The 23835-nt window shown below is 48.4% G+C and carries 21 protein-coding genes and 1 other annotated feature; of the genes, 19 read left to right on the plus strand and 2 right to left on the minus strand.

The genetic code is table 11. The features are described 5' to 3' along the window. Positions 1-2: 2 nt before the first annotated feature. The 13 genes from AAIH57_RS16910 to leuS all read left to right on the plus strand — a co-directional run bounded on the left by AAIH57_RS16910 (position 3) and on the right by leuS (position 13804). Positions 3-1250, plus strand: a complete 1248-nt coding sequence (locus AAIH57_RS16910) for a DUF58 domain-containing protein (RefSeq protein ID WP_430022464.1) — start codon at positions 3-5, stop codon at positions 1248-1250. Next, positions 1247-3460, plus strand: a complete 2214-nt coding sequence (locus tag AAIH57_RS16915; RefSeq protein ID WP_430022465.1) for a transglutaminase TgpA family protein — start codon at positions 1247-1249, stop codon at positions 3458-3460. Before AAIH57_RS16910 ends, AAIH57_RS16915 begins: the two co-directional genes overlap by 4 nt. Positions 3461-3569: 109 nt before the next feature. Continuing rightward, complete coding sequence (locus AAIH57_RS16920) at positions 3570-4097, plus strand: YqeG family HAD IIIA-type phosphatase (protein WP_175397446.1); 528 nt, start codon at positions 3570-3572, stop codon at positions 4095-4097. Beyond that, entirely contained in the window at positions 4094-5221 is a 1128-nt protein-coding gene (yqeH, locus tag AAIH57_RS16925; protein WP_430022466.1) for a ribosome biogenesis GTPase YqeH, read from the plus strand. Before AAIH57_RS16920 ends, yqeH begins: the two co-directional genes overlap by 4 nt. A 42-nt stretch (positions 5222-5263) precedes the next feature. Beyond that, the gene (gene aroE / locus AAIH57_RS16930; protein WP_430022467.1) at positions 5264-6133 is read left to right on the plus strand and encodes a shikimate dehydrogenase; all 870 of its coding nucleotides are present in this window, start codon (positions 5264-5266) and stop codon (positions 6131-6133) included. 84 nt (positions 6134-6217) lie between these two features. Further along, positions 6218-6508 (plus strand): ribosome assembly RNA-binding protein YhbY, encoded by a 291-nt coding sequence (gene yhbY, locus AAIH57_RS16935; protein WP_175397449.1) that lies wholly within the window; start codon positions 6218-6220, stop codon positions 6506-6508. A gap of 12 nt (positions 6509-6520) precedes the next feature. Further along, positions 6521-7111, plus strand: coding sequence for a nicotinate-nucleotide adenylyltransferase (locus AAIH57_RS16940; protein ID WP_430022468.1), 591 nt, complete (start codon positions 6521-6523; stop codon positions 7109-7111). Then, positions 7095-7661: a bis(5'-nucleosyl)-tetraphosphatase (symmetrical) YqeK gene (gene yqeK, locus AAIH57_RS16945; RefSeq protein ID WP_175397451.1), complete on the plus strand. Its 567-nt coding sequence runs from the start codon at positions 7095-7097 to the stop codon at positions 7659-7661. Before AAIH57_RS16940 ends, yqeK begins: the two co-directional genes overlap by 17 nt. Positions 7662-7678: 17 nt before the next feature. Beyond that, positions 7679-8026, plus strand: coding sequence for a ribosome silencing factor (gene rsfS, locus AAIH57_RS16950; RefSeq protein ID WP_175397452.1), 348 nt, complete (start codon positions 7679-7681; stop codon positions 8024-8026). Beyond that, positions 8023-8928, plus strand: coding sequence for a CvfB family protein (locus AAIH57_RS16955; RefSeq protein WP_175397453.1), 906 nt, complete (start codon positions 8023-8025; stop codon positions 8926-8928). Before rsfS ends, AAIH57_RS16955 begins: the two co-directional genes overlap by 4 nt. A 112-nt stretch (positions 8929-9040) precedes the next feature. Next, a complete protein-coding gene (locus tag AAIH57_RS16960; protein WP_175397454.1) occupies positions 9041-9811 on the plus strand; it encodes a class I SAM-dependent DNA methyltransferase in 771 nt (256 codons plus the stop codon). A 167-nt stretch (positions 9812-9978) separates the two neighbouring features. Next, positions 9979-10929: a phosphotransferase family protein gene (locus AAIH57_RS16965; protein ID WP_430022471.1), complete on the plus strand. Its 951-nt coding sequence runs from the start codon at positions 9979-9981 to the stop codon at positions 10927-10929. 94 nt (positions 10930-11023) lie between these two features. Further along, positions 11024-11287, plus strand: a binding site (T-box leader). Between the two features lie 72 nt (positions 11288-11359). Next, on the plus strand, positions 11360-13804 hold the full coding sequence (gene leuS, locus AAIH57_RS16970) for a leucine--tRNA ligase (protein ID WP_430022472.1): 2445 nt from the start codon (positions 11360-11362) through the stop codon (positions 13802-13804). On the opposite strand, the gene comER is transcribed toward leuS, so the two are convergent. After that, a complete protein-coding gene (comER, locus tag AAIH57_RS16975; RefSeq protein ID WP_175397457.1) occupies positions 13785-14630 on the minus strand; it encodes a late competence protein ComER in 846 nt (281 codons plus the stop codon). The two genes, leuS and comER, sit on opposite strands and share 20 nt — an antisense overlap. Before the next feature lie 186 nt (positions 14631-14816). On the opposite strand from comER, the gene AAIH57_RS16980 reads away from it, so the two are divergent. The 4 genes from AAIH57_RS16980 to AAIH57_RS16995 all read left to right on the plus strand — a co-directional run bounded on the left by AAIH57_RS16980 (position 14817) and on the right by AAIH57_RS16995 (position 21142). After that, the gene (locus AAIH57_RS16980; protein ID WP_430022473.1) at positions 14817-15398 is read left to right on the plus strand and encodes a ComEA family DNA-binding protein; all 582 of its coding nucleotides are present in this window, start codon (positions 14817-14819) and stop codon (positions 15396-15398) included. 112 nt (positions 15399-15510) lie between these two features. After that, complete coding sequence (locus AAIH57_RS16985) at positions 15511-16032, plus strand: deoxycytidylate deaminase (RefSeq protein ID WP_175397458.1); 522 nt, start codon at positions 15511-15513, stop codon at positions 16030-16032. Between the two features lie 165 nt (positions 16033-16197). Then, positions 16198-19014 (plus strand): ComEC/Rec2 family competence protein, encoded by a 2817-nt coding sequence (locus AAIH57_RS16990; RefSeq protein WP_430022474.1) that lies wholly within the window; start codon positions 16198-16200, stop codon positions 19012-19014. Between the two features lie 112 nt (positions 19015-19126). Continuing rightward, positions 19127-21142, plus strand: a complete 2016-nt coding sequence (locus AAIH57_RS16995; protein WP_430022475.1) for a stalk domain-containing protein — start codon at positions 19127-19129, stop codon at positions 21140-21142. A gap of 122 nt (positions 21143-21264) precedes the next feature. Here AAIH57_RS16995 and AAIH57_RS17000 read toward each other — a convergent pair whose 3' ends face one another. Further along, a complete protein-coding gene (locus tag AAIH57_RS17000; RefSeq protein WP_153979478.1) occupies positions 21265-21567 on the minus strand; it encodes a hypothetical protein in 303 nt (100 codons plus the stop codon). A gap of 439 nt (positions 21568-22006) precedes the next feature. On the opposite strand from AAIH57_RS17000, the gene AAIH57_RS17005 reads away from it, so the two are divergent. Next, positions 22007-22555: an RNA polymerase sigma factor gene (locus AAIH57_RS17005; RefSeq protein WP_095289827.1), complete on the plus strand. Its 549-nt coding sequence runs from the start codon at positions 22007-22009 to the stop codon at positions 22553-22555. After that, on the plus strand, positions 22552-23817 hold the full coding sequence (locus AAIH57_RS17010; RefSeq protein WP_430022476.1) for a zf-HC2 domain-containing protein: 1266 nt from the start codon (positions 22552-22554) through the stop codon (positions 23815-23817). The genes AAIH57_RS17005 and AAIH57_RS17010 overlap by 4 nt, the downstream gene beginning before the upstream one ends. Positions 23818-23835 lie beyond the last annotated feature (18 nt).

Below are 23835 nucleotides of genomic sequence, written 5' to 3' on the forward strand. Positions count from 1 at the left end.
TCATGAAGCCGCTTTTGAGTAATGTCAGAAGAGGAATGCGCCACCCTCGCGTATGGAGCATCGCGGCGGTGTGGATTTGTTGTTTGGCTTACGTTCTGTTCCAGGGCGGGAAAACGTCCATCATGCTGCTATCGATGGTGACCTTGCTCTGTCTCTATCTTGCAATTGCCGGGTTCAGCGGGGTAAGACGTGCACGCGGTGTGCGTATTTTATCCTCAGGTCAGAATCATGAAGAACTTTTGCATGCCGGTGACCAGGTTCAAGTGAAGCTTCAACTGACCATTCCCGGGTTTTTGCCGCTGCCTTATGTAGTTGTGCGTGAAATATTGCACCGTCATAACGGGGAGTCCTGGTCTTTCAGGGAGAGCCTGATTCCCAACATGCGGGGAAATGGAGAGTTGTCTTTTCAGACCCCACCGCTGGAACGAGGCAAATATGTGTTTTCGGAAACGGAATGTGCAAGCGAGGATATCTTTGGACTGATCGAGCACCGCGGCACATTCAAGGCCAAAGGCGATTTTCGGGTGCTGCCCCGCACTGTGTTCATACCGTACTGGCAGTTATATGATCGTAAATCGCGACTATCTGGCCCACAAACCGCGCGGACGCGTTCCCGCAGGGAAACAACTCAAATCAACGGAGTGCGTGATTATGTATATGGAGACCGGCTGTCCCGGATTCACTGGAATGCTACAGCCAAGACGGGAACATGGAAATCCAAGGAGTTTGAACATGAATCGGTACCCAAAACCATTCTGGTGCTTGACGCATTGGCGGGCAGCTACGAGCAAGGGGAAGCGTTTGAACTGGCTGTTTCCACCGCGGCATCGCTTTTGGAGTATGGAACGAGGGAACGGATGGGCATGGGGCTGATGACATTATCTGACCAAACGAAACTGCTCCCTCCCAGCGAAAGCCTGCTTGAACGACAGAAGATGATGCACCATCTGGTGGACGTGCAGCACAATGGCCAGGATAAACGACTGCTTCCCGGCATTGAGAAGCTTGCGCGTCAGCTGCCACAGGGTGCTTATTTTGTAGTCATTTCTCCCCAAAAAGATGAAAAGGTACTGGAATTGCTGCGGTGGGCTGACACTCGGGGAATGACTCCGTGCCACATTATTATTGATACCAAGGAGTCCCGTCAGAGTGCTGAATGGTCAGCCATGCTGCGAGGAAAAGGCACAAGATCCTTTGTTGTTTCCCATCTGCAGGAACTTCCAACGGTTATGGGGGGAGGTTCTGCATGAGTACCAATGGAAAAGAACTACGAACGGGAAAAAGATCCTGGTATCACGCAGCGTCGCTGCTCTGGATCTTCCTGATTGCAATGCAGTGGATCTCGTTTACCCAAGAATCATGGTATACGGAGACGACATCACTGGTGTTGTGGACGCTGGCAGCGGTCAGTGTATTGGAAATCATTTTACCTTTTAAACCGATCTACCGCATGGCGATCAAGGCTATTGTACTTATATATATTTTGCATAAAACGCTCATTGATTACTCTGTCTATATGCCTTACGGGACATTCACCGATCGTGCGGAGCAGTTCCTGCTGCATTTGACGCCATACATCTGGTTCTCGCTGTGTGCATGGGTCATGCTTGAAGCTGCTCTTCGACTGGTGACCACAACCCGCCGTATCCTTGTCTTTCTGGGAGTTAACATTGTATCGATGGGGATTCTGGATTCCTTTACCCAAATTCCGTTATGGATTGAAGTGGCCTGGGTGATGTTTGCAGGGATGGGCTGGCTGGTTTGCCAGCATTTCCGCAATTTTCAACTGCACTATCCGCAGGGCTGGAAACGATTAATCCGGTATCCGTACAAAATATTGGCCAACATCGCCATCATCTTTTCTCTGATTATCGTAGCGAGTGTGAATATGCCGGAAGTTCCGCCTACATTGACTGACCCGTATACGGCATGGCGTAACTATACCGGAAGCTCTACGAGCCAGACAGGCGACGGCACGCTGGATATTCCAAGTTCCACAGAGTCGGGATACAGCCGTGAAGATAACCAGTTGGGCGGTGGATTCAATTTTGACTACACGCCTGTGATGTCGGTGACGACCAATGAGCGCAGTTACTGGCGCGGTGAAACCCGGGAAGAGTACACCGGGACAGGGTGGGATGACCGCAGACGGGTGTCCACAGAGTATGTAGAACTTGGACAAACCCTGGAGAATGAGGATGCGGGCAACGTGAATACCAAGGAAGTTACTCAAAAAGTAACCATGCTCAACGATAATGTGTATCCAATCCTCTTTGGTGCGTACTCGATATCCGAAGTGAGTTCAGTCAATGGCGAGAACGTATCTGGCCGGATGCTGTGGAATGCGAATCAGGCAGAACTGCATATCGTAACGGACCGGCAGCAGCCGCAATTTCCCAAAACGTATACGGTTGTCTCTGAAGCGCCCGTAATCGTTGAAGATGAGCTTCGTACAAAGACGTTTGATGATCTGTACGCGAGCATTCCCGCAGACGATATGTACCTGCAGATGCCATCCCGCTTCCCGGACCGGGTGACGGAGCTTGCAGCTGAAATTACAGCTTCGGCAAATACGCCGTATGAAAAAGTGGCATTACTGCAAAACTATTTACAACAAAACTTTAATTACACCAACAATCCCGATTTATCACGAAAAGTAAGCAGTGATTTTGTTGAAGGATTTTTGTTTGACATCCGCGAGGGCTATTGTGATTACTTTTCGACGGCACTGGTCATGATGGCACGTTCGGAGGGGATACCGGCTCGCTGGGTAAAGGGTTATGCACCAGGCCAAATGTCTCTCAATTCGGACATGCAGGCACCACGTCAACCTGGGGCCGAGATTGAGACCACTTATACAGTGACGAATGCAGATGCGCATTCCTGGGCCGAGGTCTACTTTGGCGAATATGGATGGATTCCGGTTGAAGCGACACCTGGCTTTGATATGCCGCTGCTGACAGAACAGCCTGATGTACAGCCGGTAGATGAACCTGATGAGCAGCCTGAAGAGGAACCAGTTGTTGAAGAAGAGCAGACACCGGCACCTCAAGAAGCTGCATCAAGCGTTCCTGCTTTTGTAATTTGGGCCGCTGTGGCTGTTCTTGGGTTATGGGTGGCCTACATGTTCTGGCGGAATCGTTTCTCGCTCCGTTTCTGGATCCTACGCCTGCGAACGGGTGGACCACTCACGCCTGAGCAGAAAGTTGTTGCAGAGACAGAGCGGTGGATTCGGTATGTGAAACGAAGAGGATTGAACCGAAGCGGAGATGAGACGCTGCGTGAGTCCGTTAACCGCTGGAGTCAGGCGAAACCGGCTGCTGCAGCAACGCTGCATGAACTGCTTGCGATGTTTGAACAGACGCGTTACAGCCCGGCCTCCGTTACTTCGGATGATTGGAAGGCAGTCTATGAGACAGCCTTGAAGCTGCGCAAGGAACTCAAAGCGGAACGGGCATAGTGGATGCCCGTCCCGTTTTTCCTTTTTTCCATACCATCAGGCACTGTATGCATTTTCAGGAAAGACGGATTTGTGATATAGTGTGTCGTATGAAACTGAGGTGACTTCTTTGTTTAAAATGTTAATGCCCAAGCTGCGAGTAGACACGGTTTTTGACATTAATCTGGAAGAGCTGTACGCTCAAGGCTACCGTGGAATAATAACTGATCTGGATAATACGCTTGTTGGTGCGAAAGCTCCTGATGCCACGCCTGAACTGATTGAATGGTTTGCGCGTGTGAAAAAGGCTGGTTTCAAGCTGATGATTGTATCCAATAACAATTTGAATCGTGTATCTTTGTTTGCGACGCCGCTGGATATCCAGTTTGTGCATAGTGCACGCAAACCATCGAATGCACCGTTTCGTAGAGCAATGAAAATGATGGAGCTAACTCCGGAAAAAACGATTGTGGTAGGCGACCAGATGCTTACGGATGTATATGGAGGTAATCGGCTGGGACTTTATACCGTGCTGGTACTGCCCATTTCCATCGGTGATGAAGGGTTTATGACCCGCTTCAATCGGCGCGTGGAACGGATTGCTCTAACCAGTTTGCGCAAGAAAGGCTTATGGCTCGAGGAGGAAAACAAGAAATGACAGAAACGCATAACGGCAACCTTGCCGTAAGATGCAGTGGATGCGGTGTGCATCTGCAAACGGAAAATCCGGATAAACCGGGATTTATCCCAGAGAAAGCGCTGGGGCGTGAACCGGTAATATGTCAGCGCTGCTTCCGGATCAAAAACTACAACGAGTCATCATCCGTCACGGTGGATCAGGACGAATTTTTGGCTCTTCTCAGCAAAATCGGGGATAAGGATGCACTTGTCATCCATATCGTTGATCTGTTTGACTTTGATGGCAGTATCATCTCCGGTCTGCAGCGTTTTGTAGGCAACAATCCGGTACTGCTCGCTGTCAACAAAACAGATCTGCTTCCCAAAGTAACCAACTGGAACAAGGTTCGTAACTGGGTACAGAAGCAGGCTAAAGAGCAAGGGCTGCGTACAGTGGATATCGTGCTCTGCAGTGCCAAGCAAAATCAGGGCTTCGACCGTCTGCTTGAGCTCGTTGGTACGTACCGTGAGGATCGCGATGTGTACGTGGTCGGTGGTACCAACGTGGGCAAATCCACGCTAATCAACCGTCTCATCCGTGACTATAGTGATCTGGAGCAGGAACTGACAACGTCCCGTTATCCGGGAACGACACTGGATATGGTCAACATCCCTTTGGATGACGGAAAATACATTATTGATACGCCCGGAATTGTTTACCCATGGCGTTTCAGTGAGATTGTATCACGCAAGGATCTGGCAGCAATCATGCCGGACAAGCCGCTGAAGCCGGCCGTGTATCAATTGAATGCAGGCCAGACGCTGTTCTTTGGCGCGATGGCCCGCTTTGACTTTATTGAAGGTGATCGCCAGTCCTTTACTTGTTATACCAGCAATGCCATTGATATTCACCGGACGAAGCTGGAACGTGCAGATGATCTTTACCGTGACCATGCCGGAGAACTGCTGTCCCCGCCAACCCGTGAGGATGCAGCAGATATGCCAGAATGGACAAGGCACGAGTTCCGGATCAAACGCGGCAGCCAGTCGGATGTGTTTATATCTGGTCTGGGTTGGATTAAGGTCAATGGTGAGAATGGGGCGCTTGTCGCTGTGCATGCACCGAAAGGCATTCGGGTACTGGTTCGTCCATCTTTGATCTAACTTTGACGGCAAAATGATTCTCAACTGATCGGAGGCGGACCTATGTCAGAACAGAAGAATGCCTATGCCTCACTCCCGATTCTGCTTGGGGTTATGGGTGATCCCATTGGACATTCCAAATCTCCTGCCATGCATAATGCGGCTCTTGAAGCAGCAGGCGTGAACGGATTGTATATGCCGCTCCATGTTCGCCCGGAGCAGCTGGAAGCAGCCGTTAAAGGCATTGTGGCTCTGGGTTATCGCGGTGTTAATGTAACGATACCGCACAAAGAAGAGGTTATGCAGTACCTCGATGTCATTGATGAGAGTGCACGGTTGATTGGTGCTGTGAATACGATCGTCAATGAGGGTGGTAAACTGACAGGGTACAACACGGATGGCATTGGTTATGTGCGTTCATTGAAAGAAGAAGCAGTTCCCGATCTCTCAGGGAAACAGATCGCAGTTCTCGGGGCAGGAGGCGCTGCAAGAGGCGTCATTTATGCACTGGCCCTGGAGAAGCCGGAACGAATTAGCATCCTGAACCGTACAGCAGAACGAGCGAGCATGCTTGCTTCCGATTTGAGAGGGCTTAAGATGGGTGACATCACAGGCAGCGGCATGGATGAAGCTGCAGCTGTGTTAGCCTCAGCCGATATCGTCATTAACACAACGGCAGCAGGCATGCATCCCCATGTGGACGATGTTCCTGTGAATCCCGAGCTGATTCGGGAAGGTACGGCTGTGAGTGATCTGATCTATAATCCACTGGAGACACGCTTGCTTCGTGAAGCCCGTATGCGTGGATGTGTTGTACATGGCGGTCTCGGCATGTTTGTGTATCAGGGCGCGGTCGCATTTGAGCACTGGCTTGGAATTCCTGCGCCAGTAGAGACCATGAGACGTGCTGTATTGGATAGTTTTATGAAATGAAAAATATAATTGAACGGTCAGGTCCAGACAGACGTTGAGTTCTGTTGCCGAGACCTGCCGAGCATAAGGAGTTATGGAGTATTCATGTTAAACGGTAAACAAAAGCGCTTCTTGCGCTCACAAGCACATCATCTGACCCCTGTGTTTCAGATCGGTAAAGGGGGCACAAATGAGCATCTGTTCCGTCATATCGAAGATGCGATCGAGAAGCGTGAATTGATGAAAGTGCAAGTGCTGAACAATTGTCTGGATGATAAAAATGAGATCGCTGAAGAAGTCGCTCGGGAAACCGGAAGCGAACTGGTGCAGATTATCGGCAGCACGATCATCCTGTACAAGGAATCACGCGACAACAAACAAATCGAACTTCCTTAGGCGGTGACACGGGTGAAGATTGGCATCATGGGCGGGACGTTTGATCCGATCCATATGGGGCATCTGCTCGCAGCCGAAGCTGCAAGAGATGCTCATGCACTTGACGAGATCTGGTTCATGCCGTCTCATGTTCCGCCGCATAAACGCGGAGCCGGAGCTTCGGGACAGCAGCGTCTTGATATGACGGAAGCCGCAGTGAAGGGTGTTGAGCAATATGAAGTGCTGGACATCGAAATGGAGCTCGGCGGGGTATCCTATACGATTGATACGATGAAGGAATTGTGGCGCCGTTATCCGGAGCATGAATTTTACTTCATCATCGGAGCGGACATGGTGAACTATCTTCCGAAGTGGGAACAGATTGAAGAACTGGCAGCTAAATTAACCTTTATCGGTGTGGGTCGGCCAGGGTTTCAGTTACATCTGGATGATCTCCCCGAGGAATTGCAGGACAGTGTTTTACTGGCGGAGATGCCCTTGGTGGATATATCATCCACAGCTGTTCGGAGAAGACTCGCGAAGGGACATTCGGTGCGGTTCATGATCCCTGATGCAGTTCATCAATATATTGTAAGGAGCGGTTTATATGGAACTAAGCCGTGAAGAATTGATTCAGGCCGTTTCAGGTCAGATGCCGGAGAAGCGCTGGAAGCACACGCTTGGCGTGATGGAAAAAGCAGTCCAGTTGGCGGATAAGTATGGTGCAGATCCGGTGAAAGCCGACCTGGCAGCCATTTTGCATGATGTCGCCAAATACTGGCCGGTATCCGAGATGGAAGCAGTCATCCGTGAGAACGGATTGAACGAAGAACTCTTGCAGCATGACAAGCAGCTCTGGCACTCTGAAGTAGGTGCCTTTATTGCACAGCGTGATTATGGTGTTGATGATCCGGAGATTATTAATGCGATCCGCTGGCATACTTCAGGCCGTGTAGGGATGAGTCTGCTGGATAAGGTGGTTTGTCTTGCTGACTACATCGAACCAGGAAGAGATTTCCCTGGGGTTGAGCACATTCGGGAACAAGCGGAGCGTAGTTTGGAGGAGGGGCTTATTGCAGGCTTTGACTCCACGATCAGCTTGCTGATCTCGCAGCGCCGGGTTATATATCCGCTGACCATGTTATCGCGGAACGATCTGATTGCACATTTATAAAATATGGAGGTTGGTTCATGACATTATCATCGAAAGAACTTATGAATATGGCGGTAACTGCCGCTGACGATAAAAAAGCATCCAACATTGTAGCACTGGATCTGGTTGGTATCTCGCTGGTAGCAGACTATTTTGTGATCTGTCACGGGAATTCCGATACACAGGTACAATCCATTGCAACGGAGATTCGCAAACAGGCGCATGCGGCTGGTGTGAACATCAAAGGTATCGAGGGCATGGATTCCGCACGTTGGGTCCTGATGGATATGGGCGACGTGGTTGTGCATATTTTCCATCGGGACGAGCGAGAGTATTACAACATTGAGCGCCTGTGGTCTGACGCCAAAGTGGTGGAAACGGTATGAGTTTGATTGCAGGAACGGTCGTCTCTTTGCCGGTTGACCGTGAAGTATCTCCGTTTGGCTATTTTTTGACGACGGGATCGGAAGATGTACTGCTCCATTATACGGAACTTACACGGGACGTTAAAATTGGAGAAACGCTGGAGGTCTTTTTGTTCTTTGATACAGAGGACCGTTTGGCAGCGACAATGAAAAAACCATATCTCACACTCGGTGAAATGGAACGGCTGGTCGTGGCCGATATTCATCCACGCCTCGGCTGTTTCCTCGAGATGGGACTTGGGCGGCAATTGCTGCTCCCGATCCGTGAATTGCCCGAACTGGAAGAGCTGCGTCCTCAAGTCGGCGATGAAGTTTTTGTGATTATGGAACATGACAAGCAAGGACGTCTTCGCGCCAAATTGGCCGGAGAACGCGAGCTTGCGCCGCTGTCGTTCCACGCTCCAACATCGTGGTTGAATGAATGGGTTGAAGCTACAGTGTACAAGCCGCTGCAGATGGGTACATTTGTGCTCGTTGAAGGTGGAGTGCTTGGCTTTGGTGCCATCGGCATGATCCATTCCTCCGAACGTAACCGGATGCTGCGCCTTGGCGAAAAAGTGAAATGTCGGGTAACGCTGGTTCGTGAAGACGGACGTGTCAATTTGGCAATGTCCCCTCGCAAAGAGGTTGGCCGTAACGAAGATGCAGACAAGCTGCTCGCGTTCATGAAAGAGCGCCCTACGGGCGGGATGCCTTATTCGGATGCAACTCCGCCGGATATTATCAAGCAGCGCTTTGGGATCAGCAAATCTGCTTTCAAGCGTGCCCTGGGCAAGCTAATGAAAGACGGACTGGTGACGCAGAAGGAAAACTGGACGTACTTGTCGGAGTCGGCTCCCAAAGATTCGAATGAAGGCAAATAGTCGTTAACGTCATATTAAATTGAGGAAGGGCAGGGCAAGGCTGGGTGAACTCCGGACGCCCCTGCTTTTTCTTTTGGAATCGGAAAATGAAATTGAAAGTGCGGTGCCTGACATGTCTTACCGTAAATTTGCTTATGTGTACGATGAATTAATGGAAGATATGCCTTATCCGGACTGGATAAGGTTTGCAAGAACAGCGTGGGAGCAGCATGGCATGCCTAAGAGTGTCGCCGAACTTGGGTGTGGAACGGGCTCAATTACGATTCCGCTGGTAAACTCGGGTTTTGAAGTGACGGGCATTGACCTGTCTGCAGATATGTTATCTGTTGCACGAAGCAAGATGGAAGGGACACCTCAGGGTCATCGATTGTATCGTGAAGGCAGTGTCCGCTGGGTTCAACAGGATATGCGGGACTGGAGGGTGCCGGAGCCAGTTGATTCGGTCATTTCCTTTTGTGACTGTATCAATTATCTGCTTGAAAAGGAAGATGTCGTACGTACGTTCCAGCGAACCTATGAGATGCTGAAGCCAGAGGGAACATTTCTGTTTGACGTGCATCATCCCGATACTCTGATTCGCTATGAAGAGGAGCAGCCTTTTGTGCTGGACGAACGCTCGGTATCGTATATTTGGACCTGTGACATGGATCGTGATCGGTGTGAGATTGAACATCATCTGAGTATCTTTTCCAGAGTGGATGATGGCAGCAAGGACATGTATCAGCGATTTGAAGAGGTTCATGTTCAGCGTGCATATGATCCGGATTGGATGAGACTGGAGCTGACGAAGGCTGGCTTCAGAGATGTCCGCGTATATGCTGATTTTGAGTGGAAAGAAGCTGGAAAAGGCGCACAGCGGCTGTTTTATGTTGCGGTGAAATAGGATTGCATATGGAAACTGCCCTTATGATGATAAGGGCGGTTTTTTTTCTTGATTTTCGTGATAAAAGGCATTGTCAGCAGGGCGGAAGGGAGCCATAATGGATAGATGGAAAACGCTTTCCCTTAGCTTGGTGGGTAGGAATTGTAATTTGATTTAGGCGGTGCACAATGGAAAGTACATATAAAACAAGGCTGACTTCTGAACAACTAAACGGAATTGCCAAACAGCATTTTAACACAGACATCAAAGATTATAAGGAAATGATTGATGGTTGGGCCAACCATGCCTATTTTATGACGCTAAGCAATGGCAAGGTGGTCGTGCTCAAAATAGCCCCTTCTGCGATAAATAAACCCATGCGCTGTGAACAGGATCTGATGATTGCCGAAGTGCAGGCACTTCGGCTCGTAGAGGAACTCAAAGATGTGCCCGTTCCCCGCGTCTTGGCGCATGATTCCACACGCAGTATTGCTCCGGCGGAGTATTTTATTATGGATTATATGCCAGGCACTCCCTACAACAAGGTCAAAGATCAGTATAATGCGGCAGAACAGGAAAGGATTGAACAGCAGCTTGGTGCTTTAAATCGCCGAATAAATGAGATCAAAGGTGAGAAATTTGGTTACTTTTCGGAGAAGAAACCGAAGTACACCACCTGGAAGGAAGCATTTCTGAGTCTGATGGATGACTTGCTCACTGATGGACAAGAGGCTGGCGTCCCCGTTGATTATGATGATCTTAAGGTATTAATTTTGGAGAAGTCCGATGTGCTGGATGATGTCAAGGAAGCTGTGCTCGTCCACTGGGATCTGTGGGATGGCAATGTTTTTGTGGAACAAGGGCGGATTACGGCCATTATTGATTTTGAGCGGTCACTCTGGGCAGATCCACTTATGGAGCACTACTTCAGTCATTTTAATTATACACCGGGATTTGTGAAGGGTTACGGGAGGGCTATAACAACCGATAGTGAACGAAAACGAAGAAGTTTATACGATCTGTATTTTGACCTCGTGCTCAGGATTGAATGCTCATACCGGCAGTATGATAATCAGGAACACATTCAGTGGACGATTAATAACTTGGAAGAAGGAATCGATCGATTTCGTTTATCCTGAGCGAATGCTGTTGAACAGTACCATTTATAGTCAACGCAGCGCGTAATATTGACTTTGGTCTTGCTTTTTTATATAATGTTCCCGATATTGTATACATATTTCGATGATAAGGAACAGTAGTGGGTCCTGTACATGACAGAGAGTCGGCGGTTGGTGCAAGCCGATTGACAGTATTTCACGAACTCGCCTTGGAGAAATGCGGTGATTACACCATCCTGTGTTTGAATGGCAGCATTCGTTCAGGAATGGAAATCCGCATCGGTTAACCGCCGTTACAGGTCCAAAGGGAGTGGATGACGAAGCACGTTCGTCCGCTAACTAGGGTGGTACCACGGGAATTCAACCTCTCGTCCCTAGCGCTGCAAACGCTACGGGATGCTGAGGTTTTTTTGTTGCAATAAATGTGAATAACCAAGAGGAGGAACAATAGATGAGTGAGAATCACCAGCCGAAGCACGGCTACCAGCCGCAGGTTATGGAGAAAAGTTGGCAGCAGTACTGGGACGAAAACAAAACGTTTAAAACGGGTGAGGATCCGGGTAAACCGAAGTTTTATGCATTGGATATGTTTCCTTATCCATCCGGTTCAGGTTTGCACGTAGGTCACCCGGAAGGTTATACGGCAACGGACATCGTTTCACGTTTCAAACGTATGCGCGGTTACAACGTGCTTCATCCAATGGGTTGGGATGCTTTTGGTCTGCCTGCAGAACAGCATGCATTGGACACGGGAGAGCATCCACGGGAGATCACTTTCCGGAACATCGACAACTTCCGTCGTCAAATTAAGTCCCTCGGTTTCTCGTATGACTGGGATCGTGAAATTAGCACAACAGACCCGGAATACTACAAATGGACGCAATGGATCTTCATTCAGCTGTACAAAAAAGGCTTGGCATACGTGGATGAAGTGCCAGTTAACTGGTGTGAAGCCCTAGGCACGGTACTGGCTAACGAAGAGGTTATCGACGGCAAGAGTGAGCGTGGTGGACATCCGGTTGTTCGCAAACCGATGCGCCAATGGGTTCTGAAAATTACGGAATATGCTGAACGCTTGCTGGAAGATCTGGAAGAGCTGGACTGGTCCGAAAGCATCAAGGATATGCAGCGTAACTGGATTGGTAAATCGACGGGTGCTGAAGTTGTATTCGCCATTGAGGGCAGTGAAGAAGTCATCAAGGTGTTTACAACACGTGCGGATACCCTGTTCGGTGCCAGCTTCGCCGTTCTTGCTCCTGAGCATGAATTGGTAGAGGCCATTACAACAGCGGAACAACGTGAAACCATTAAGGCTTACCAGGAGCAGGCTTCCCGCAAGAGTGATCTGGAACGCACAGATTTGGCCAAGGACAAAACGGGTGTATTCACTGGTGCCTACGCGATCAATCCGGTCAATGGTGCCAAACTGCCTATCTGGATTGCGGATTATGTTTTGGCAGGATACGGTACAGGAGCTGTTATGGCTGTTCCGGGTCATGATGGTCGTGACTGGGAATTTGCGAAGCAGTTTGGTCTGGACATCATTGAAGTTATTCAGGGTGGAGACGTGACACAAGAGGCGTATGCCGGAGACGGACCGCATGTGAATTCCGACTTCCTGAACGGACTGAATAATGAAGAGGCTATTGCAAAAATGATTGCCTGGCTGGAAGAGAACGGCAAGGGACAAGGGAAAACAACATACCGCCTGCGCGATTGGTTGTTCAGTCGTCAGCGTTACTGGGGAGAGCCGATTCCGATTCTGCACCTGGAAGACGGAACGATGAAAACCGTGCCAGAAGACCAACTTCCATTGCTGCTGCCGGATATCGACCAGATTAAACCTTCGGGTACGGGAGAATCACCACTGGCAAATGTAACGGATTGGGTAAATACGGTAGATCCTGAAACGGGAATGAAGGCACGCCGCGAGACCAATACGATGCCGCAATGGGCGGGCAGCTGCTGGTATTACCTGCGCTTCATCGATCCGCGCAACGATAAGGAATTGATCTCCCAGGAGAAACAGCAGCAATGGTTGCCGGTTGACCTCTATATCGGAGGAGCCGAGCATGCGGTTCTTCACCTGCTGTATGCTCGTTTCTGGCACAAAGTGCTGTATGATCTGGGCGTGGTTAGTACCAAAGAGCCGTTCCACAAGCTGGTGAACCAAGGCATGATTTTGGGAACCAACAATGAGAAAATGAGTAAGTCCCGTGGCAATGTCATTAACCCGGATGAAATTGTGAATGAATTCGGAGCGGATACATTGCGTCTGTATGAGATGTTCATGGGGCCTTTGGAAGCTACGAAACCGTGGAATGCGAACGGGGTTGAGGGCATGTACCGCTTCCTGTCACGTGTATGGCGTCTCTTCATTAACGAGGATACTGGGGCGATCAACGACAAGATCACTGTGGATGGCGGAACGGAAGAATTCAAACGCACCGCTCACAAAACGATCAAAAAGGTTACGGATGACCTGGAGCATCTGCGTTTCAACACAGCGATCAGCCAACTGATGATCTTCATCAACGATGCTTACAAAGCAGATACACTGCCGCGTGAAGCAATGGAAAACTTTGTACAGCTGCTGTCACCACTGGCACCACATATGGCGGAAGAACTGTGGAGCCGACTTGGACACGAGGGAGGAATCTCCTACGTGGCTTGGCCAGAATATGACGAGTCCATGACGGTGGATGCCGAAGTGGAGATCGTAGTCCAAGTAAACGGTAAAATCGTAACCCGTGCCACGATTGCGAAGGATCTGGATGCACAGGGGATGCAGGACTTTACGATGGAACTGGCGCCGGTTAAACAGGCTCTGGAAGGCAAGACCATTCGCAAGGTCATTGCCGTTCCAGGCAAACTGGTTAATATTGTTGCCGGTTAATCTCACCGGCTCTGAATAATTCATCGAGCTTTAACAAGTCTTCTTCATACTTGTCATGGGTCGTGTGAATAAGGCTGTCGAATACACCGTCCAGGCTGACCTTCATTAGGGCAAGTGCCTGTGCGGTAATGCCTCCGGGTACTGCAACGCGAGCCTGAAGTTCTTGGGGGGTATATCCTCCTTCCGTGAGCAGCTTGCCTGTTCCAAGGAGCATTTCACCTGCAAGGGCGCAGGCATCTGCGCGTTTGATCCCTGTAAGCTTGACGGCACTCTCGATCCATTGTTCCAAAAAGAAGGATATGAATGCAGGTCCGCAGCTGGAAAAGTCGGATGTAATCCGGGTGCAGGCTTCCTCCACCTGGTAAGGTTTGCTGAAATGACTGAGAAGCCCTTCCAGAACGGAGCGGTCTTCCGTGGTCATGCGCTCGCCGTGAATGCACAGGGATGCTCCGCTGCCGACCTGGTGCGTAACGCTGGGAATAACCTTGGAGACTTTGCAAGGAAGTGAAGATTCCAGATGGCGCAGCTGCACGGGACTGGTAATCGAGACGATCATATGATTGGGATTTACAACAGGCAGGATGTCGTCAATAACATGTTTGAATTCGAGCGGCTTCACGCACAAAAATATGATATTGCTTCGGATGACAGTTTCCCGATTGCTCTGCGATTCATGCAGGCCGGGATAACGGAGGGATAACTGACGTACTTTGGAAGGGGTCCGATTGCTTGCAGCGATCTGCCGGGGCTCCAATGCTCCGGATTGGATCAAGGCATAGATCAGCAGGCTTCCCATGCTGCCGGTTCCGATAAATCCAACCTTCATTGTTTCAGGCCTCCTTTCATGCTTTACGGTACTGGCGCAGTTCGTTCCTTCTAGTCTATGCATCAGGACTTGTATGACATGACATGAAAAAAGAAAAGCTTAATTTCACCAGCAACATTCAACGGTTCGGAAGCACCGCCCGTTTTCAGAATGAACTATTTTGAAGACAGGGAGAGGTGTGGAAGCATGAAATGGAAACAGGGAATAACCATTGCTGCTGCGGTGATTGGAAGTGTATTGATATTATGGTCGGGCAAAAGTGAACAGCCTCCTTCTGGCTGGGAACCCATGCAGCTCGGCACCGAGACGCCGACGATAGAGCAGGAACCTTCTGCTGTGCAGTCGGCTGTTTTGGGTGGTGGGGAAGCCAAAGCGGCGGCAGATACGGATGCAAAGAAGGGAACGGATGATGCTGTTTCTCAAGAGCACGAACAGGTGGATAAAGGGGTAGTTAAAGAGGTCGATTCGAGCAGCACCGTGGGCGGATCGGATGTTTCATTGGCAAAGACTTCTGCAGCGGAAGTTGTCCCGGAAAAAAACCAAACGGCTCAGCCTGTACAGGATGTGGATAACGGCAAGATCGATGTTAATACGGCACCAGCTTCCAAGCTTACAGAGCTTCCGGGCATTGGAGAGAAAAAGGCACAGGCCATCATCGATTATCGGAATGCCTATGGTCCATTTACCAAAGTCAGTGATCTGACAAAGGTCAAAGGAATCGGGATGAAGATGTTGGAGAAAATGGCTCCATATGTCCAGATCCGTTAACTAATTTAATAATGTGATGATTACAATAGAGTAAACAAAGGTTTTCTTACGTTAAGTAGCTGGATGAGTATTGCTACAGATAAACTTAAAACGAACGGGAGAGGAAACGATCATGAATACAGCAGACGTACGCAAAGACTGGGATACTTATTTCATGGATATCGCATATATGGTCTCAACCCGTTCCCGCTGTTCACGCCGCCATGTCGGAGCTGTGCTTGTTCAGGGCAAAAAATTGCTTGGGACAGCGTATAACGGAGCACCCATGGGTGTTCCCGACTGCTCGGAAGCCGGATGCATGATTTCCGAAGAATATGAGCTGGTTGTAACCGATGGCCAGGAGGAAATGGTCAAAAAGCAGCGCTGTATTCGTACGATTCATGCGGAGCAGAATTTGCTCTTGTTCACCGATCGGATTGATCGTGAAGGTTCATCCGTGTACGTCACGGACGAACCTTGCTGGACTTGCTCCAATATGCTTGCCAACAGCGGCATTACGGAGATTGTTTTTCATCGCCCGTATCCCAAGGATACAGGCAAAGTAACACGCATGATGGCCCAGAAGGGAATTACGTTTCGCAAGCTGGAGAATTACCAGCCGCCCCGTGAGACCATGATGACCATTAGTGATTAACAGATGATTACGCAGGATAAACGAATAAACGTTAAAATTAGGTAGGTTACTACGTTTTAAAGTCAATAGCAAGTGGATGTGGTGGGAAGAACCCCCGGTTTAGCTGTTTCAGCTGCCGGGGGTTCTTTGCGTTGGTTGCACTGGTGGCTTAAAGGGGGATGGAGAATGAAAGGCAGACCTTTATTCGTATTCACAGTCTGTTGGTTATGCGGCAGCGGTATGGCATGTGCTATGACAGGATGGACTCTCCTTTGGGGAATGGTCGGTGCACTCTCCTGTTTGCCGTTCCTGCTTCGGTGGATCGGCATGCGGGGCTGGGCCATCGTGGTATTTATTGTGGCATTAATCGGTGGAGCTGGGCACTGGGAGTGGAATGAAGCCCGGAATGTGAGCAATCTGCCCGAGATTACCAATATAGCTGCTGCAGATCTGGCTGGGTACTCAGCTACGCTTCATGGAATACTGGATTCGGATGTTCGAGTTGATGGTGATCGGGCAGATTTTCAAATACAGATGAACTCAATAGAGGCATCGTCAGATGCTCAATCTGGAACAGCGTCAGGGGTTCTACGAGTGGCCCAAACGAAAGAACGTCTGATGGTACATGTGCGTTTGGCTGAAGAAGAAGAGCAGCAAGTTGCGGCGGGATGGCGGCGGGGGGATGCAATCACGTTAACCGGTGTACTGACACTTCCGGGAGAAGCGAGGAATTTTGGTGGCTTTGACTATCGGAATTACTTGAAGACACAGTATATTCACTGGCTATTCAAAGTGAAAGGAGCCAGTTCGGTAACAACGGTTTCTCCTGAAGGGATAGGAAAGTTCAATATACTGCGGTGGAATGACCTGATCAGAAGTACATTGGGTTCTGCCGTAGACAGACTGTTTCCAGAACCTCACGCGGGTTACATGAAAGGTCTTATTATAGGAATGGCAAGCGATATCGACCCCGATACCTATGGTCAATTTTCACAATTGGGACTTACGCATATATTGGCCATCTCGGGCACCCATGTGGCGGTATATGTGGCTTCGCTGTTACTCCTTTTGTCGTGGCTGAGGTTAACCCGAGAGACATCACTCACCATTGTCCTATTGCTGATTCCTGCATATGTGCTGTTATCTGGTGGTTCACCTTCAGTCATTCGAGCGGGGATTATGTCAATGATCGGTTTATATATGGCACGGCGAGGGCTTGCCAGAGACGGACTGCAGATGATCAGCGCAGCAGCCTTGATGATGATGTGGTGGAATCCGTATTTCCTGTTAAGCGTCAGCTTTCAGCTATCTTTTCTCGTCACTGCCGGACTGATGATCTACATGCCTCTCATAAACCGGTTATTTCATGGTTGGCCCAAAGCCGTCGCAGCAACAGCTTCAGTGACGGTAACCGCGCAGCTTATTTCTTTTCCGGTAACGATATTGTATTTCAACCAGTTTTCGCTGCTTTCTTTTGTTGCCAACTTTTTGCTAGTATCCTTGATTAGCGCTATCGTATTACCGCTTGGCACGGTCGCTCTCTTATTGTCATTTCTATGGCTGCCTCTTGCCAAACCTCTTGCCTGGGTTGCGATTTTGCTGAACAAAGTAACATTTGTGAGTGTGGAATGGATGAATAGTTTACCGGGACTTGTCCTGATCTGGGCCACACCTTCCTTGCTGTGGATTGCAGCGTATTATGCCATACTGTATGCACTCTTGTTTCTTCTTCATCGAGGAAAGGGCGAGATTCCGCAAGCTTCTAATATGGAAGAAGACACCGCACCTCTGGTTCGTACACATCGTGGTCAAGGTTTGCAAGGAGCAGCACAGTCCGGGGGATTGAGTGAACGAATGGATTGGGATCGGCAAGGTAAAGGCCAACAGGTTCGGAGTAATGATTCTGGTTCTATGACGACACTAAGTGCAAGTATTGCCTGGCCGGAGTATACAAGTGCGTTTACCACGCAAGGCGCCGGCTACTATACGGGGGAACGGATGAATTTGTTCCATAAAGGGATGTGTGGTTTGCTGGCCCTGCTTCTCATAGTGGGATTGGTTTGGGCATACCGGACTCCACTGCCTGCTGGTACTGGTGTTGTTCAATTTTTGGATATTGGCCAGGGGGACAGCACGCTGATAACTACACCTGGAGGGAAACATATTTTGGTGGATGGCGGGGGAACGGTTAGCTTTGGCAATCAGGAATCCTGGAGAATCCGGCGAGATCCCTATGAAGTGGGTGCCAAGGTAGTTGTACCTTTATTGAAAAAACGTGGTATTCATCGACTGGATGCGGTCATTCTGACTCATGCTGATCAGGATCATGCTGGAGGGCTGCAGGCAGTGCTTGAGCAGATTCCGGTTGAACGTTTCATGTTTAACGGTACAACGAGCGGCAAAGACAATTTTGAAAAGTTGCTGGATACCGCAGTGGAACGCAGTATTCCGTTATATGCCATCCAACAAGGGATGTCATACGCAGCAGACGAAGAAACCGTGCTTCATTTTATATCGCCTGATCTGGATCATTCACTGGATACGGGAGGCAGGCTTCCTGTGTCTGAACATCAGAATCATGATTCGGTTGTCTTCCTGCTGGACATGGCTGGAGCATCACTGTTATTTACAGGCGATATGGATGCAGCAGCAGAACAAAATCTGTTATACATGATTCAAGACGGGTCTCTTGCAGCTTCTTTCAAACAGGAGCCAGGGTCGTTTTCATTCCCATCTGTTGAGACGTCGATCGATGTGTTGAAGGTGGCGCATCACGGCAGCAAGACATCGTCGACAGAAGCCTGGCTGCAGTATTGGCATGCCAAATCAGCAGTCATTTCAGCAGGGGCTAACAATACATATGGACATCCCAACCCCGGAGTGCTTGAGCGACTGGAGGCTGTGGGTTCACAGATTTATCGAACGGACCAGATGGGCGAAGTCCAGATGAGAATAAAAGACGGGCAGATTGATGTGCGTTACAAATTGAGCATGGATGAATGATGAATTTTTGTGTAGTGCAGGATAATGGTTATATTTACCGAATAATGATTAGGCTCAGTTTTATTGGGCAATAGAGATGACAAGTTACATAATGAGAAGGGGAACAGAAGCAATGGGACATGCAAAAACAACACGAAAGAACGGCGGAGTAAAACAGAATTTTGGAGCCAAATGGCTCAGGATGACACTGATGTTAGGTATTGGAGTTATCGTTTCCGCCTTGCTCGCGGGTCATTCCCCTGCGTCTGCAGCATCCAGTACAAGCAGTTCGATTATTTCCATGCTGGATCGCAACAATTATATCCTCGACAATGGTACAGTTTGGTCCAAAGGGGCAACTAGTGGGGTCTGGACGCAAAGCCCGGACCTGATCGGCATCTCTAAAGGAGACTCTCATTCCCTTTATGGCTGGACAGCGGATGGGCAAGTCTATCGTTGGGATGTGGACAACGCCCAAAAGCCTGAGGTAAGTCAATACAACGGAGTAGTAAAAGTGTATGGGCATGGCTTGATACTTCTTCAGGACGGGACACTCCATCAAAATGGAAAGCAAATTAAAGGTTTGGAATCCATCATTGATGTTGGTCCTTATCCAGCGGATGGTAATTATTCATATGGCACATTATCCGCGTCTGGAGATGTCTATTACGCAGACTATCGAAACATTGTGCGCAAAGTTGGTAGTGTTGAGAACGGTAAAGCCATTGCCACGAATAGTGCGTATGCAGCTGTCCTGAAAAACGATGGATCAGTGGTCATTGTGAACATGATGTATGAAGAGGACCAGGTGGAAGTCGCAAGTGACGTTCAATCGATGATCTGGCTGGGGAATACGCATAAGCTGCTGACGGTGAAAAATGATGGCACTGTATGGAGTTATGATCGAACGGCTAAATACAAGTCTGAACAACTGCCAGGGCTAACCAATGTTAATCGACTTGAATATTCGTTTGAGCTAGATGAATTATATGCACTTTTACAGGATGGAACGTGGGGAGTCTATAATGAGGGACAACTGAAATCACTCCAAGCTCCTTCATTAACAAAAGTAACATTGACTGCATCGGCGAAAGAAGCTGTTCTTGGAGATACGGTTACACTTTCAGTTCAGCAGACCTATAGCAACGGTTTTAAGATCAAACGCCAGCCGATACCTGAAGAAATCATCCTGGAACAGCCACAAGTTGCAAAAATTCAGGGTGACGGCACGCTTAAGGTTACGGGCATGGGAACGACCAAAGTAACATTTACAATGGAGAACCTGACTTCAAGCATTCAGTTGGATGCTGGAGCGGAGCAAAAGCTTACAGGAGCTACGTTGTTAAACGGGACTATATATTTACCGGTGCAGTCGGTATTTAAGACGTTGGGAGCCAAAGTTGATGTGAAAGGCTCGTCTTTTATCATTCAACTTGGAGATGACAAGATTACCCTGCAAAAAGGGAGTACAACTGCACGGTTTAACAATCAGGAGCTCAAGTTAAAAGGGAAGGTACAAACTATTGAAGGGCAGACGGTATTTCCGGCAAATTTATTAAGTCAGACTTCAGGGATCAAAGTTCGATGGGATGCGGAGTTGAGGCAGGCTGAGGTTCTGGTTGGTAAGTCAGCTATTCTTATTGAATCAAAGGATACAGCAGCTTTAATCAAGAAAAAAGAACTTGGAAGCCTTAGTCGATTGATAGGCAAATCGTATTGGATTAATGAGTACACCGAGTTGGGACAACGTTTTAGCAAAGTAACGGTTACTGATATTGAAATTGATAAGTATGATTCGGGAGATAAGAGCTACTCGGTGGTGTTTCGTAACGCAAAGGGTAAAACGGTTGCTGCTTATGCAGGGGGCACTGCCTCAAGGGTCACGGAGATGTTGTCGGATTCGGATCAATTCTTCACGTATGACCCCTACCAAAAATACAAATGGTCTCAGTCCACATGGAAGAAGATTATTGCTGGAGAAGTAGCTTTGGGCATGACAACGAAACAAGCTGGTCTAGCGTGGGGAGATCCGACAAGCATTACCCAAGAGATGAGCTCAAAGGGGAAAATAGAAGTGTGGGTCTATGCTGGGCCAAATATATTGCGTGTTTTGAGCTTTGTTGGCGGGAAACTGATCAGCATTTATTAATTCCTTTTTACGACTCATGAATTTAGCCACCTTGGTGAAAGGAAGCAGAAAGCCCGCTTTCCGGTACACTCCTCGGGGAGAATATCGGAAAACGGGCTATGTCCCTTTTTAGGATGAAAAAACTATTCAACGCCATCCTTAAAATGTTTGTTCCAATGTTTGTCGCCTTTGTGCAAGAGATCTTCCACGGTTTTTTCCAGTGTGAGAAGGAGCTGTTCTCTGACATCAAGTACAGTTTCTCTGTACAGACGTTCTTCCGATCCGACGATTTTATCGCCGTATAACGCCTGTGCAGCAGTGTACTTCCGATGTTCTTCAACCAGAGTATCAATGGATTGCAGTGCGTGTTCTACAAAATGAGAAATGCTTTGATATTCCTTCGGCATTTGTTCCTTTAACAACTGAATTTTCGCAAGAGCTGGCATGCTCATCACCTCGTATTATGAATGTAAATTTACAATACACTATTTTCATGAAAATTGCATTAAAAACAGCTTAAATTAGGACAAATTTCGACTTTTTTCATTTTCGAAGGTTCTTAAGTGCTCATCTATAATATATGCCATTGCAATTCAATTGAGTCGTGCAAGTAATGGAATGGCTAGTTGAAGCCACGTGGTGACTCGGTATGCAATTTCTGTTATTCTAAGATAAGATTTCAGCGGCCCTTCATACATAAGCCGTTATTTTGTTGTGGTAATATACAGCATCTATAACGTATTCTAGGAGCAGACCGTGCTTAGTAAGCGATAACAAATGTGAACGCTTCAACGTTTTACCTGTTACTATCAAAAAAATACTTAACTTTGCAACAATTTTATTGATGAACACGTCTGTAAGGTTGCAGGGAGAGGGGGATCCTTTGTGGTAGAGCCGGAACTCATCAGAGCCGCTCAATCGGGCGATCGCGACGCTCTAATTACCCTATTGCGGGACATAGAACAGCATGTATATCGAACCGCATATTACATTTTAAATAATGAACAAGATGCTTTGGATGCTGCTCAGGAAGCTTTAATCCGAATCTATACCAAAATTAATTCCTATGAGGAAAAGGCCCAATTTAAAACATGGGTACAGCGTATCGTAACCAATATCTGTATCGATAAATTCAGAAGAACCAAGCCCTCGGTCTCCATTGACGAACACGAAATGGTTTTTCAGGATAATCAGGATGTGGAATTTGAAGTGATGTCCACGTATGTTGCAAAGGACATTCAAGATGCGATCAACAAACTTCCAGAGCATCATCGAACCGTTATTGTACTAAGGTATTTGCAGGATTTATCGTATAACGAAATTGCGGATTGTCTTGATCTTCCGCTGAATACAGTCAAATCTTATCTATTCAGAGCCAGACAGCAATTGCAAAATCTACTACAGGAATATCAGAAAGGTGGTGTGACAGGATGAAATGCGAAGAGGTGGTGGAATGGATGCACCGGTATCTGGATCATGATCTGGGCGACGCGGAAACTGCGCAGATGCTACAGCATGTGGCCCAATGCCCGGAGTGCGCCGAGAATTTTAGTTTGCTTAGGGCTCTTTCCAGAGAGTTGGAAGATTTGCCGCAGGTGACCCCGAAGTTCAGTTTGGTTGATGCCATTATGCCTCAATTGGATGCGATTGATGAAGCACGGAGGGAACAAAGCAGTACAATACAGGAAATGAGTCCTGTCCCTGCTGCATTCGAGAATTTACAACGGTCAAGTGAACGAAAACCGAAGCAAAGATGGCTTAATTCCATGGTGGGCCGGATGTCCATGGGTGCTGCGGCAGCAGCCGTGGTGCTAGGGTTTGCAATCTGGGGTTATGAACCGGAGAAACTTGAAAATGCCGAGTCCGTGATGATGAGTTCGGGCAGCGCCCAAGAGACGGATGCTGCCGATCCGAATTCGTTAAGTCGGGGAATTGAGAATGACGAAGCTTCAAATCCTGAGAATAAAAGCAATCCATTGTTAGATGACTCGGAGACGTCCATGACAGAAGGAACGGATCCAGAGACAGTACCTGAAGAAAATGGGTCGGACCAGGTACAGGAGCCTGAGGTAACGGACAACCAAACGCCAAAACAGCCAGCTCCAGGGTCTGAGTCGGACAACAGTACGGAAGCACAAAATAGCCCTTCCAGCCCGAAAGCTCCCGATAGTCAGAAGAGCCAGGATCAAGGCCAGGATGTGCAGCCAAAAACTCAGGATTCGGCTACAGGTGCTGTACCTCCTGCAGTTGCGGATGAAAAAGAAGGAAGCGAATCGGACAACAGGGAGGCTGAATCATTTAACTCTCAGGCTGCAACACCTGATGTCAATTCCGAAGATCCTATTGAGGGTACGACTTCACCTGATTCCGAGACAGGAATCGAATCAAATGGCAACAAAGGGTTTGCCGCACCGGATCAAGGTATAGCGTCTACCATGACCTCGAAGGAATGGAAGTCACCGGACGGAACTTATGTAGTGATGCTGATTGACAATCAACTAAGTGTTTATTCGAAATCGGCATCCGATCCAGACGTTCTTAATCTAGTGGAACAGCGTAACTTGGAAGGAACCTTAAAGACTGCCGGCTGGTCCAGCGACAGCACCTTGTTTAACTATGAGACAGACAAGGACGGCACCACGGTAAAAAATTCATTTACTGTACCTTCAGGAACAGGTGAAACTACCACGAAATAATCCTGAAATGCGAGCCTG

The organism is Paenibacillus sp. MABNR03, from assembly GCF_050455445.1.
In the GTDB taxonomy this organism is placed as follows: domain Bacteria; phylum Bacillota; class Bacilli; order Paenibacillales; family Paenibacillaceae; genus Paenibacillus; species Paenibacillus xylanilyticus.